The organism is Prevotella sp. HMSC073D09 (assembly GCF_001814145.1).
Lineage (GTDB): Bacteria > Bacteroidota > Bacteroidia > Bacteroidales > Bacteroidaceae > Prevotella > Prevotella conceptionensis.
In genome coordinates this window covers 65,255-79,013 of sequence record NZ_KV815131.1, presented here as the reverse complement: position 1 = coordinate 79,013, position 13,759 = coordinate 65,255, and the positions used below count along the sequence as shown (strand labels likewise).

The following is a 13,759-nucleotide window of genomic DNA, read 5'->3' as shown; positions in this document are numbered from 1 at the left end:
GGCTGTCAATGGCAGATTACTTCTGCTTTTCCATGATGTCGTCTTGGTTGGCCGTGAGCAACATGCCCCACAACCGCTCGCGCTGGCTGCTGTAAACGTACGTCCTTTCGGTGTCGTTGCGCACTTGCGCGTGCATGCAGCATAATCATTTTTGTCATGTTTTCAGTAGAAAATTTAACATTATGGGTGCCTTTTTTCTCACCAACCGCCTATCTTGCGCAAAAAATCGATTCTCGCGAGGGTTTGTTTTGATGCAAAAAGGGGGTAGCATGTGAATGTAGCGAAGTGAATATTTATTTGAAAAGGTCGCCATTTGCACCAACTTTTGGGCTATTTGTAGCAAAATATAGTGCAATATGGTGCAAAACGCAGTGCATTTTGGTGCAAAATAGCGTGCGTTTTGATGCTAAATACAATGCGTTTTGGTGCAAAACGCAAGGTAAAATGGTGCTAAATGCAGTGCAAAATGGTGCTAAACGCAAGGCGAAAAGCATAAAAATACGCTGCAATTGTATAAACGAAACCTTTAAGAACCATGAAATACTGGGCCCAAAAGGGTAAAATGGTCGTTAAAAAGTGGGGGTTTGGGGTCTAAAAGTAGGTTTTTGGGCTGCAAAAATCATGGGTCGGCAACCAAACTAGAAAGGCAAAATGGTGCAAAATGCAGGTAGTTTTCTTAAAATCGAACATATTGTAAGGAGTGAAAGTCCAGAAATAGGGGCGATTTACCTACATTATGGCCTATATTTTCGCTAGAACGGAGCGAAAATTAGAGTGATATTGTAAAATAAAAGACAACGATTTAAGTTTTTGAGCTGATGAGTTTGTGTGTTTTTGAGTTGAGGAGTTGATGAACTTTCGAGTTTGTGAGTTCTTGAGTTTGTGAGTTTGTGAGTTTGTGAGTTTGTGAGTTTGTGAGTTTGGGGATTGATGTCTTCGGAAGTTGTTGGCTTTTCGTGAGTTTAAAAGCCAATGCGTTGACTTGTACTTTACCCCCTCAACTTAAAGAAACATTAAATGTCAAGACGACTTTGCACAAAGAAACGGGCCTGCCACGAATTCATAACCCCAAAACACCTTATATATATACGCGCGTGTACGCGTGAGAGAAATCTTACATTGCAACAAGGCCACACCCCACGTTGCCACGTGCAAAAACATAAACTACCGCTCAGAGGTACTTTATCCTCTCGCTTTCCCAGCAAGCGGACGGCATGTTTCAGAACAATTTGTTTAAAGTCGCGCGCGAAACAGCCTCTGTAATGCTCGCCACGCCCAACTTATCAAAGGCATGATGCCTATAAAACTTTATCGTATCCACCGAACGACACATTCTGCCCGCAATCTCTACCATGGTAAGACCTGCCGCCGACAGCCTAAGCACTTCAAGTTCCTCTTCTTTAAGCGACACGCCACTGCACTCATTCCATTGATGTCCCTCGAACGAATAGGTCCAATACGTGCCGCTTCCCCTCCTATGAAACTCAACGTGGCCCGCCGTTCTGTGCGAAGACAGCGACACAATGCCCATTCCTATCCATATCTTACCTTCATCGGTCAACAACACGGGTGTAAGCTGATGGTTGATTAGCTTGCGCTTCGCCCCATTACTCAAATGAAAATGTGATGATATATAGCATTGGCACTTGGCAGCAGCATCAAAAGCGCCAAACAGTTTAAAGCTACTGCGGTTTAGTTCAACAAGCATCTTTTGGTCTGTCTCTGGCACATGTTTCAGATAAAACCTATATCCCAAACCCCTCACTTTCTCTGCTGTGTGTCCGCAAAGAAACAAAGGATTGTCCGACACGTAAAGCAACTCCTGCCTGTAATAGCCTATCAAGTAAATGCCTTGATAGGTAACGCGGGCAAAAGCCTCCGCAGTGCGAGTCAATGTAGACAGCACATCTGGATTGTAGTCGGGCGCATTGCACGCCATATTCATGAGATAAAGATGTCTTTCATATCTGGCATAGGCTAAACATGTTTATTCGTAATGTTTAATTTATCGGCAAACACACATTACTTTTTAGTAATAACGCCCTAAACACTACCCAAAAGTGTAAAAACAATAACGGAAAGTAATAAAACACCAAAACAATAGCCCAACATATCAAAAGAATTACTATATTTGCCATAGGCTATTAAACGCCAAGAATGCAAGGAGAAAGGTCGTCTTACCATTCAAAGCCTACGGATGTTCATCACGAATAAATCCTCTTGGAATGATTATAACGCGTTTCTTGTTTCATTAGCCTTGGCAATCAATAAAGTTGCCAATTAACCTAACGGTTTGTACGAAAATTGTTATCTACATTTCTAAAAACGCCTAACATGAAAAGTATAATTACAACCCTACTCGCACTCGTTACCTTGCAAACAATGGCACAAGGCTTAACGGGAATGCTTGTAGACGAAAAGCAACACCCTATTCCTTTTGCCAATGTTGCGGTATTGTCTGCCAACGACTCTACACTGATTGGCGGCACAACGAGCAACGCAGAGGGCGTGTTCTCAATAGCCGAAATTCATCAAGGGTGCATCTTGCGGGTTTCATCCGTTGGTTATCAAAGCCAATTTATAGTCTATAATGGAACTTCGCCCATTACCATAACATTGAACGAAGACGCTCAATTGCTAAGCGAAGTCGTTGTAAAATCAAAACTGCCCAAGACCGTATTCAAGGGCGAGGGAATGATAACTACCGTTGCAGGCAGCGTGTTAGAGAAAACACTGTCGATGGAGAGCCTGCTCGACTTGATTCCAAACCTGTCTGCGAAAGATGGAAGTGTCGTGGTGTTGGGAAGAGGTTCTCCCGAGATTTACATTAACGGAAGAAAGATGCGCGACAGAATGGAATTGGAACGCCTGAAACCAGACGAGATTAAGAATGTAGAAGTTATTACCAATCCAGGAGTGCGCTATAATGCCAGCGTGAAGAGCGTGATACGCATCACGACAAAGAAACCCGTCGGCCAAGGATTCAGCATCGACACGAAAACCAATTCGAAGGTGAATGAACAAAAGCGGATGAGTTGGACTGAAAGCCTACGATTGAACTACCGCAAAGGCAAATGGGACACGAACTTGCACCTATACGGAGCCTATACACACAAGCAAGACGACAAGCTAATCCGCCAAATGACCTATCTAGACGACATTTGGGAACAAACAACAGCCATTTCTCAAGAATACACCAACGTTAACCCCTATGTGCGATTGGCAACAAGTTACGCGCTTGATGCAGACAACTCTATTGGCGCCAGCGTAAGTTACGACCGATATGCAAAGAACTTGGCTGTTGGCAACGCTGTAGGAATGGCCATGCGCAATAATGTTCAAACAGAGCAATCGCTATCTGCTTTCGAAAGCCCTGGCAATTCGAAAGCCGTGTTGTCTAATGTTTACTATGTGGGAAAGATTGGGAAAGTAAATGTCGACTTCAATGCAGACTATTACTGGTCGGGAAAGAAAGAGCAGATGCACAACATGGAAAGGTTTACCGAAGTGGGGTCTCCCGAATCCATCCAAAACATTCATTCCGACCGTGCAACATACAATCGTTTACTTGCCTCGAAGTTGGTATTATCCGTTCCTTTGGCATCTGGCAGCCTTTCGTTTGGCGGAGAGTTTTCTACATCCAGACGTAAAAGCCGTTATAGCCTATTGCCAAGAGCTTTGGTAAACGACGACGACAGTCGGATAAAAGAGGACATGACGTCTGCATTGGTGGAATACAGCAATACCTTTGGCAAGCTACATGTACAAGCGGGGATGCGATACGAGCACATCCGCTTTAACTATTATTACCAAGAAAGGCTTATAGCAAAGCAAAGCAAGTCGTACGGCAATTTCTTTCCCTCATTGGCACTGTCGATGCCTATTGGGAACACACAAATGCAACTGACGTTTGCCACCGACATTTACCGCCCTTCGTACTATGAACTCCGCGATGGGGTGCAATACAACAACCGTTACACTTACGATTCTGGCAACCCGTTCCTCGTTCCATCCATCAGTAGGAACATCGGTTACGCCTTCTCTTGGCAGTGGATGCAGCTCTCTGCCACGTACACTCATTTGTCGGATGAAATATGCACCTTGGTTCAGACATACAAAAACGAGCCGCAAACCACGTTGGCCAGACCAGAGAACATGCCATCTTACAACACCATGCAAGCATCTGTAACCGTAAACCCGAAGTTTGGTTTTTGGAAACCAATGCTCGAAGTGACGGTCTTCAAACAATGGTTCCACATGGACACTTACAAACAAACGTATCTTAACCACCCCGTTGCCTTTTTCCGACTAAACAACACTTTCGATACAAAGTGGATTACGGCCTCAGTGTTAGTATCTGCACAAACGGAAGGAAACATGGGCAATAAGTTTGTGCGTAGAGGTTTCTTCAGCACCGACCTGTCTGTCTACAAATCTTTGATGAACAATCGGCTCACGCTACAACTATATGCAAGCGACTTGTTTGGGACAGCAGACGCATGCCGCATATTCTACTCTGGGCCAAGACGTTCTACATATTATAAAAGTTACTCTTCAAGTTCGTTAAACCTCACTATACGCTATCAATTTAACGTAACGAACAGTAAATACAAAGGTTCAAGCGCCGGACAATCACAAAGAAGTAGGATGTAAGGCTTACCACATAAGTACATCTTTATGAGATACCCTTACATCATGCACTGCTTGTTCAAAGACTAACTTACTTTGGTTGTTGCTTTCAACTACATCTTCCATACGGCCAGCGACGACAACTAGTCAATGGAATATAACAACTTGAAGACAACCAGGCATACTAGCCACAACACGCGCCAGCTGATGTTAAAACTAAGTTACAGCTTGGGCAAAATAGAATTAACCCCAATCGGCCGTTGAAAAAAATGCTTTCATTTTGCCAAAAGAACACTGAACACGCGCAAATAGTTAACTCGCTGGTCGCATTTCAAATATCAGAGGAAGATTACCCTAACACTTTGCTTTTGAAAATTCGTAATGAAAAACAACTTAATACGGCTGATAAACGGTTCAATGAACCGATTTGCGTTTAAGCCTTCATAAAATTGTAATTTATTATACAACAAAATGTTAACGACACCCTTATATTATAGAACAAATGTTATATGTTCTTAATTCACGTGTTAACAAAGACCATTAAATAAAGTACAATCTGGTACAAACCAACGAGTTACAAAGGGATATAATAAGTTTTACAAAAAGAAACACTTGCCAAATTGCAAGAAACAATGTAAATTTGCACTAAAATATTTAGGATAAAATTGACGCAATCGTTCGCAGATGCGCCGTACAACAACGAATAGAGGGTTTCCTAATAGAATTCCGCGCAGACAACAACAACTTCGTTGCCGAAAATACAATCATTCTTTAACGATGTTACCGCATCAAGCGCGTATATAGATGTGCCCAGGAACTATTAAATGTACTACAGGCCAATATCCACGGATCATAGGCCGATACTTGTTATGTTGACTTGGTTAAATTTTCAGTTAGGTATTATAAATTTTAATTGGTAAAAATGAAAAAAATCAGAGTTAGTAATTTGGCTTATAGTAAGCCTGAGAGTTATGTCGTAAAAGTTGAAGCAGAATCTCTTTTAGCAGGATCTGGCAAACACGGAGGTACTGGCGGACATGAAGATGCTGAGGATGACAATGACGAAGGACAAGGCACATCTGGCACAGGTGGGCACTTGCCTGCCCAAGACGATGGCCAGCCCCTTACCTAAGATGCCTGTGAGTTCAAAGTAAAGACTTTGTTACTTAGCACAAGTATTTCAGGTAAAGCTACAAAAAACGCCACAAACAAGAAAGTAAAAACAAAAACAAGATTTAAGAGATAGGAATGAAATACATACATATCATTGCGCTGTCTGCTGTTGCGGCTGTTTCATTGGTTGGCTGCAACAACGAAAATCCAGCCCTATACACACAGGAAAACAAATCAAACAATTTAAGAGGGGTTACCGTCGCAACCTACATGGAATCGACATCGACACGCACCACAGCCGAATACGAAACGACAAAACTTGCATTCTATTGGACAAGGGGCGACAAAGTTTGGCTACACGACATAGGCGAAACACCCGAATTTGTACAGAACTCAGGGGATAACATTGACAATCAGCTGAACGCTTCCGGCAAGGACAAGGTACGCAATGCCGGTTTCTACTTCCCAACCCCCCTCAACAAAGCCTCGTATCCTGTAAGATACACAGGCTATCCTACACCCGCTGTAGATAAGGTTACCATTAAAGCTGCCCAAAACCAAGCCAAGCCAAACAAGGGCGAACACATCAAAACCGATGGCGACTGCGGTGTGGGTTCTTTCACTAGGGGTGCTGATGGCAATTACAACTTCTACCTCAAGCACTGTGCATCGTACCTCACTTTCACACCATTTTTCAGCAAGGGTTTTGCGCCGTCAGTGCGGTTAACCCAGATAAAGGTGTCGGCCGACCAGGCCATCGCGGGCACATACGACATTGAGGACAGCGGTTTAGACCTTGACTCGCGCCCACTAGCCGAACCAAGCAACCGAAACATCACGTTAACGTTGAATGGCGGAGGCAACGACGGGTTCACCATACCCGCGGTGTCAACCCCAGAAACCAATGCGGGCATCATGGTTGTCGCTCCTGGCGAGTACACCAACTTCACCATTGAGTATACATTGTACGACCAAGAGACGAAAGTTCGCGGGACGGTGATTACGAAACTGGGCCACGTTATCTTAAAAGCAGGAAGAAACAAACGGTTGTCCCCCGACCTTGACGTGCGCTACTATGCCAGCGACCAATATTACATGTGGGATGCCCAGCCAGGCGAGCATTATTGGAAAGGTGCATCCAAACAACCTTATCTAAATGGCAAGTACGGTGACAGCTATGCAAAAGTAGGTGCCGACCCAAGATGGTACAACACCGTTGCCCACCCAGGTAAGGCCTCGCGTTTGGCAACAAACAACCTCAATGCCAACGAGCTGATGTGGCTGGCCTACTATGGAGTTCCACATTGGGATTCTTCCATGTGGACTATCATGGGGCATCTATATGCAGGTGGTATGTGGCTTAGAAACCTTGACGTTATTGCCACGACCCAAAAGACTACGAGAGAGAGAATGAAGGCCGTTTCGCCAAAGGGTATCGACTTCACTGCATACGCACAGTACGACAACTTTGGTGCCTTCGTTTACACCAACAACAACATTATCCCTCACAGACCTAGGCCCACAAACGGCTATTTCTTCTTGCCTACCACTGGTTTCTATAACAATGGCAGACTCTATCATATCAGCTCGCGAGGCTATATTTGGTCGTCAACGCCACGCGCACAGAGCTCGTCTAAAGTGGCGCAAGGCTACAACTTTTATATATCAAGGTACGAAGTGCATACAGGTTATGGTGACCGCTGGAATGGAATCTACCAGCATGTAACTCGGTAATTTTCTTTATTGCGGGATAAAATCGGGTAGGAGGTAAATGCTAATCATAAAAGGCATTTACCTCTTACTTCTACATTTACCGACCTTCCACTCTACCGTACGTGCAGTTCCGCACACGGCAGTTCCTATTTTGGATACCATTCGAGGTACGCTACCATTAAAGTGACATAACCTGCTTGGCATAGTTTCCCATTGGAGATTGCCCGATGCAGTATTGGGCCGTTGGCTATGCGCCCCAATAAACCTTACGGGTATTGCCCCATTCGCATGCCTTATACTTTTGATACCGCAGTTGATGAGGTTTTCCACTCTCGTCTTAACTTTCTTCCAAGATTTCCAGATACACATGCGGATACGGCACTTTAGCCACTCGTCGGCCTCAAGAAAGAAACGTTTCATGTTGCCGAGATGATAGTAGCCAACCCACCCTTTTATGCTTCCTTTCAGCTTTTGTTTCCTTTTGGCATGTCCCCAACCGTTGCTGCGGCATGTCAACAGCTTTAACCCCCACCGGTCGTTATACCGCTTATCAATTATTTTAAGTTGTTTCCCCCGTTTCCCGTTCATCCTGTCTGTCGTGTTGAAGTCATAACCCATGCCACTGTTGTCTGCCATGTATGTCGTATTGGCGACGGCCTGCTCCTTAACAACCCTCGGTATGGTGCCTGACGAGCAGCCCTTCAGCATGAGATGACGCCCGGAATGATGCAGCAGATGGTTGGAGATGCCCTCTATATGTGTGCCACCACAGAAGTAGACGGCCATCAGCATACGGAAAACGTCACCGCGACTATAGGCTGAGGATGAGCCACACTGTCCGAGTAACTGGTTAATGATCGGGTTTACGGCCTGTTCAAACTTCTCCATCACGAGGAATATTCCTCCATAAGCGGTGAGAATATCAGATTTTATTTGTACTTTTGCCACTGTCTGTTGCTTGGTTTAACACTTTTGATTTCAACACCAAGTTAAGTGAATATTGCGACAAGACAAAATCCTGGACAACTTTTGTTGATCAGGCACTTATATTAACACTTTGGTTGGAACGTTGCAGAATTAAGTATAAACTTCTCTCAATTTATAAAAGTCAAGACGACTTCATATAAGGAGTAACACAAATTAAAATGAAGAACGATGAATGAAGAGAACGATGTTGACGACCTTAATCAAGAGCAAATTATCAGAAACCATTTGCCAAAACAGGCTTATGCTACACAGAATGTGCAAGAAGAGCCAGACAATGTTTTGCCCAGCAAGGGTAAGACAAAAAGCAGGCATACCTTAATTATAGGTGTTGGTGTGTCGATTGTCGTGCTAACATCCTTGCTTTTATCCATTGTTCTAGGTTTTGGCATGGGCATACTTAATGCGCATCGAGAGCCAATTGTGGTGTATCAAGCCAACACCAAGGCTGCGCAAAAGGCAGTTACGTGGCAACAGGATAACGGTAAACCTGTTGTGGTGCCCGATAAGTATTTGCAGGTGTCGCATATAATCAAGGATGTTGATGCAGGTATTCGCAATGTATTATCCACTCCGCAGAATGCAACAGCCGAGATTACGCTTGGCGATGGTACGGAAGTAACACTCAACGCTGACAGTAAGCTGTTTTTCCCATTACGTTTCGAGGATGAAACGCGTGAAGTTCAGTTGCAAGGTGAGGCATATTTCAAGGTGAGTCGCGACGTTCACCATCCCTTCGTGGTGAAAACCAACGGCATAACCACCAAAGTGTTTGATGCCGAGTTTAACATTCGCGCTTACCATAAGAACAACATGCACGTTACCTTGCTGCAAGGTTTCGTTGAGGTGTGTGCGGGTTCGGTCACTAAGTGTTTGAGGCCAGGCGAGGATGCAGCTCTCGCGGCTGAAAAATTTGAAGTGAATAGGGTCGAAACCGAGGGCTTTGTGGCGTGGACACTAGGCGAATTTTATTTTGACAACGCAACATTGGCAGACATTGGCAAGGATATTGGCAGGTGGTATAACGTAAGCGTTGTCTTCCAAGACCCCTCCAAGATGCATACCCGTGTCGGCTTTACTGCATTCAGGGATGCGAACATCGAAGAGATTGTTGAAATGTTGAACAGGTTGAATAAAGCCAAGTTCACTTATCAAGATGGGCAGATAACGATTGACTGAGAAACAGCAACTTCCCTAGCGGTTTTAACCCAAATCGACCGTTGAGCTTGTACAGATTTTGTTTTATTGTTGGGCATATTGCCTGTCTTAGCCTTGAAGTGTAGCGGGCTGCATCGCGAGAAGAAGACAGTTAACTGCCGACAAGCAACCGAAAGATGAACAGAAAGCGGTAGAAACAAACTAAAATAATTGATAAGCGGTCAACGTCCGATTTGGGCAAAACAGACTTTAAACATTGAAACCACCTCGACTTTCCCTTTTTCGTTATATTTAATAATCATTATTTACGCCCGAATCAAAACTACGGTTCATCAGTGTACGGTTGCCTTTCTTATATTCCTTGCCATACCTAATGCGATATTGCATTGAGAGTTCTACCATATTGGCAAAGTCGACGATACGGTATTCTGTATGTGTGGGATTGATGTTCGAGATGTTTTCAGACACTTGTACAAAACCATCTTTATTCAATGGGTTGTCTATACGACAACCAAACGTCCAATGTTTCATGTTATAACGCATGCCCACATAGTTGTATCTCACTCCCCGATAAACATTAGTTCCCCAAAAACTGTACTGTGGCAGCATGTCGAAGTTGGCATAAACCGATAGTTTATTCCAGTAAGCACTTAGCGAGACAGAGGCGTATGGCTTTGATATTTGGCTATGGTAGCCTTCACCCTGCATTCGGAATCGGTCCCAACCCATCACGGTTTGAAAGGTGAAATGATTGAACACGTTTTGCCACCCAATGGCGCATTCCACATTCAAACGACTGTCATAATCTCCGTTCTCCGTTCTTTTGATGAACATGTTGTGGTAAACATGGGATGGGTCTGCAACATATCGCCAGGCCGAAACAATTGGTTTACACGTGTAATTATAGTTGCCTTGCAACGAAATGGTAAACTTATCCAAGTGCAGGTTCATCGAAAGGCGGTTTCTGGTCACAACACTTGGCTGCACATTCATGTTTCCCACTTGCAGCGACACCTTATCTATGGTTTGCACAACATTTGAAAAGCTGGACAATGGAGGTAGCGAAGAATCGAGTATAAAAAGGTAGCCAACGCTCCATCCCTTGCTTAACGGATAATTAAGCGACGCCGTTGTCTTTGCATTAAAGAAGTTCTTGCTTTTATTTAGGTCACCAATGCGGTAATGTTTCAGGCCAATCCCCAGGTTATACCCTATTTTTCTCAATGTCCCCGTAACAATTGCGTATCCATAAACGTTATCCTTGGTCAGTTTGTCTATCAGGGTTGCCCCACCATTTTCCGAATAATCATTTTGCGCATGGCTGTGCGTGTAGCTCAACCCCACTTTGGTTGTGGCGCGCTTAAACGTTAGGGTATAGAGGGCTTCACCGTTAACGTTGATGCTTTTGTTCTTGGTTGCATTTCGCTGTGCATACATCCCACTATCGTTAAGTCCGCGATTGTAATCGCCAGCCGACATCGTGCCCACTGCATTGAGTTCTAACGTTTGGTTATTTGCCACCGCAGTCTTAAAGAAGAGGTCGAGCGAGGGAGTTAATAGTCGCCTTTCGTTGTAGTAACGTCTTTCAAACGTTTCGGTATTCGCGCCTTGTCGCTCAACAATGCGGTATGCCTCTTTATCGTCCTTGTCGTGATACTTCAGTCCAAACATGGCCATAAAGGCAGTAGAATGGCTGTGCGTGTAGGTATAATCCATCGTCAAGCTGTTGTCGAAGTCGGTTATTGCCGAGGGAAGTCCTGTCTGGCTACGTATGATATCATCGATCCGCCCCACAAACCGCTCGTCCTTGTCGGTGTATTCGTGTCCCGATTTCCGCCATAATGTATTGTAATTAATACTCCACTCCGACTTTCCTACATGGTAAGTGCCATTTATGTTCGCCCGGTTACGAAACGTCGTCAGTGCGTTATTGGTGTTTACCGACACCAAACCGCCATCTTGCAAGCCGTTCATGATGAAATTTATTACACCCGTTGCACCGCGGTCTAGATAGCGAATGCCAGAAACATTGCTGTATTCTATGCGCTGTATGCGCCTATGGTCAATATTTCGTATCTTGTCCATGCCCACTTCCTTTCCGTTTAGCATAAGGATAGGCTTACCGCCGTCAACATAAAGGGTTTGTTGGGATTCGTTTACTTTCAGTCCGGGCATGTTTATTTTCAATTCGTCCAACAGTTCAATAAGTTCAGACGTCCTTTTCAGTTCTTGTTCTGTTGGGAAAATAAGATACTTGTCGGCTAATTCGATGGTTCTGTTACTCGTAACCGTCACCTCGCCTAGCGTTATAGAGCTGGGCTTAAGCGAGATGACGCCAAGGTCGAGGTCTGTATTGTTACCCCGAACGCTGGTACTAAACGGAGAATATCCCATGCACAACACTTCTATCGTAATGTTTTCTTGCGACAAATTGGCAAACACAAACTTACCGTCTACATCGGTTTGGGTTTGCAACAAAACGGTTACCGAGTCTGTTTTCACCTTGACGTTGACACCCACTAGGGGGTTAATTCCGGAACCATCAACAACTCGTCCACGCAAGCCATAGGCTTTGCATTGTAAGCAGACAACACTAAACAGAATGGTGCAAAGACATCTAATGAAAATCCTTAGTTTTGTACATTTCATAAAGTTTCACTTTTAGCCCCATGGGCGTCATTATACGCTATCCCCCATCTAAGACAACACGACCTTTACCCCTCCAACCGTAAATCACATTCTTGGAGGCCACCTGCCAACATGCACCAAGTGCGCATACCTCGGAAAAGGAATAATAACGCATTACATCCATAGGAGCACTTTCAGACGGGAAACTGTGCCTTGCTTTCGCTGGCAGCATTATCTAGGTCACGATACGCCATCAGAGTTTTTATGGTTCTTCCGTTAAATGGATAGATTTGTACAATAATTAACTTTTACGGGTAAACAGATTCGCCACCTAATAAGGCAACAACAGAAAATATAACTAACTAAAAATGAGGATAGTAGAAATGGCGAGAAATGATATTAAAAATTCATCCTTACTAAAAACAAAATTCCTCATCTACGCATTTAACGGAAGAACCGTTTTTATGTACGAACATCCCCAAAAACTTTCGTCATTTTCTCCTTTCTGATAGAATGAAATGTTTATGGGGAAAAGTCTTCTAAAAACCTTAATCTGTAACTTCTGTTCTCTTTTCAACATTCATAGGGTTTAGATTTTATCGGAGTTAGATTTATTGGAGTTAGATTTGTTTCTATTGAAGTCATCTTGACCTTTAAATATCTTATCGTAGAGGAGAGGAGTTATAGCCTTTGCATGACCAAGCCAAGATAACACTTCCCGCACATACTAAGTAGTGGACAAATTTACATAAAAATCGCGATTTACGAGTTAGTGTAGATAAAAACTTTTCGGTTTCAGCGAAGAAAAGGCGCAATAGAATTTAAAATCTAGCCATATTTGTCGTGGCAAAACGCGATTGTGTCTTAGAAACCGCTATTAGGAGGTGGTAATTTCCAGAACAAGGTTCAAACAAGTTCTGTTCCACATTCTTCAATAGCGTGGATAGAACCATATTGCATTTATACGAATTCTGTTGAAAGCAAGAAAGAGTAACAGGTCAAAAGACACTACCAACAAACCTGTTCAATTGCCCTTATTCCTGTACTATTCATTGCCATTAAAGTCATTCCACTCTGTTTTACACTCCCCAAAAAGGAAAGCCCAATTCACAAACACAATAAACTCACGAGCTTGATTACTCATAGGCTCACACTATCCTTGGGTTAATTTCGTTTCTTTTGTTTTACAAAATACATCCTATCCTCCACCCCCTTCTAGCGTAAATTTAGGTCATTAAGCATGAAATTAGCCGCTATTTTCAGCCTTACACGCTTCATTTTTAGTCTAATTTTAAGAACACTGCGTGCATTTTGCACCATTTTGCCTTTCTAGTTGGTGCCCAGATCGTGTTTTTGTCGATGCCAAATACCCACTTTTAGCCCCTAAAACCCCACTTTTTAGTGGGTGTTTTGGCCTTTTTAGCCATGTGTATCATGCTCTAGAAGTTTATATTTATACTAATTGCGGCGTATTTTTATGCTTTTCGTTTCGCGTTTTGTACCATTTTGCACTGCGTTTTGCACCATTTTACCT

The 13,759-nt window shown here is 43.6% G+C and carries 7 protein-coding genes; 4 read left to right on the top strand and 3 right to left on the bottom strand.

Annotation, left to right across the window (positions count from 1 at the left end):
* Positions 1 to 1,219 precede the first annotated feature (1,219 nt).
* Positions 1,220 to 1,945 carry a helix-turn-helix transcriptional regulator gene (locus tag HMPREF2955_RS13200; protein WP_246830158.1) on the bottom strand — a complete coding sequence of 242 codons (726 nt, stop codon included), beginning with the start codon at positions 1,943 to 1,945 and terminating at the stop codon, positions 1,220 to 1,222.
* Positions 1,946 to 2,334: 389 nt separating this feature from the next.
* On the opposite strand from HMPREF2955_RS13200, the gene HMPREF2955_RS13195 reads away from it, so the two are divergent.
* From HMPREF2955_RS13195 to HMPREF2955_RS13185, 3 genes are all read left to right on the top strand, one after another.
* Complete coding sequence (locus HMPREF2955_RS13195) at positions 2,335 to 4,653, top strand: TonB-dependent receptor domain-containing protein (protein WP_070723900.1); 2,319 nt, start codon at positions 2,335 to 2,337, stop codon at positions 4,651 to 4,653.
* A gap of 898 nt (positions 4,654 to 5,551) precedes the next feature.
* A complete protein-coding gene (locus HMPREF2955_RS13190; RefSeq protein ID WP_009230877.1) occupies positions 5,552 to 5,761 on the top strand; it encodes a hypothetical protein in 210 nt (69 codons plus the stop codon).
* A 116-nt stretch (positions 5,762 to 5,877) separates the two neighbouring features.
* A complete protein-coding gene (locus HMPREF2955_RS13185) occupies positions 5,878 to 7,476 on the top strand; it encodes a hypothetical protein (RefSeq protein WP_070723899.1) in 1,599 nt (532 codons plus the stop codon).
* Positions 7,477 to 7,533: 57 nt separating this feature from the next.
* Here the strand turns inward: HMPREF2955_RS13185 and HMPREF2955_RS13180 are convergent, their stop codons facing one another.
* Positions 7,534 to 8,403, bottom strand: coding sequence for a group II intron maturase-specific domain-containing protein (locus HMPREF2955_RS13180; RefSeq protein WP_246830157.1), 870 nt, complete (start codon positions 8,401 to 8,403; stop codon positions 7,534 to 7,536).
* 207 nt (positions 8,404 to 8,610) lie between these two features.
* On the opposite strand from HMPREF2955_RS13180, the gene HMPREF2955_RS13175 reads away from it, so the two are divergent.
* A complete protein-coding gene (locus tag HMPREF2955_RS13175) occupies positions 8,611 to 9,618 on the top strand; it encodes a FecR family protein (protein WP_070723897.1) in 1,008 nt (335 codons plus the stop codon).
* 270 nt (positions 9,619 to 9,888) lie between these two features.
* Here HMPREF2955_RS13175 and HMPREF2955_RS13170 read toward each other — a convergent pair whose 3' ends face one another.
* On the bottom strand, positions 9,889 to 12,246 hold the full coding sequence (locus HMPREF2955_RS13170) for a carboxypeptidase-like regulatory domain-containing protein (protein WP_070723896.1): 2,358 nt from the start codon (positions 12,244 to 12,246) through the stop codon (positions 9,889 to 9,891).
* Between the last annotated feature and the right edge of the window lie 1,513 nt (positions 12,247 to 13,759).

What these genes read in the sequence shown, in the direction of transcription:
- HMPREF2955_RS13200 (WP_246830158.1), bottom strand. Translation starts at nt 1,945, where the DNA reads ATGAATATGGCGTGCAATGCGCCCGACTACAATCCAGATGTGCTGTCT.
- HMPREF2955_RS13195 (WP_070723900.1), top strand. Translation starts at nt 2,335, where the DNA reads ATGAAAAGTATAATTACAACCCTACTCGCACTCGTTACCTTGCAAACA.
- HMPREF2955_RS13190 (WP_009230877.1), top strand. Translation starts at nt 5,552, where the DNA reads ATGAAAAAAATCAGAGTTAGTAATTTGGCTTATAGTAAGCCTGAGAGT.
- HMPREF2955_RS13185 (WP_070723899.1), top strand. Translation starts at nt 5,878, where the DNA reads ATGAAATACATACATATCATTGCGCTGTCTGCTGTTGCGGCTGTTTCA.
- HMPREF2955_RS13175 (WP_070723897.1), top strand. Translation starts at nt 8,611, where the DNA reads ATGAATGAAGAGAACGATGTTGACGACCTTAATCAAGAGCAAATTATC.
- HMPREF2955_RS13170 (WP_070723896.1), bottom strand. Translation starts at nt 12,246, where the DNA reads ATGAAATGTACAAAACTAAGGATTTTCATTAGATGTCTTTGCACCATT.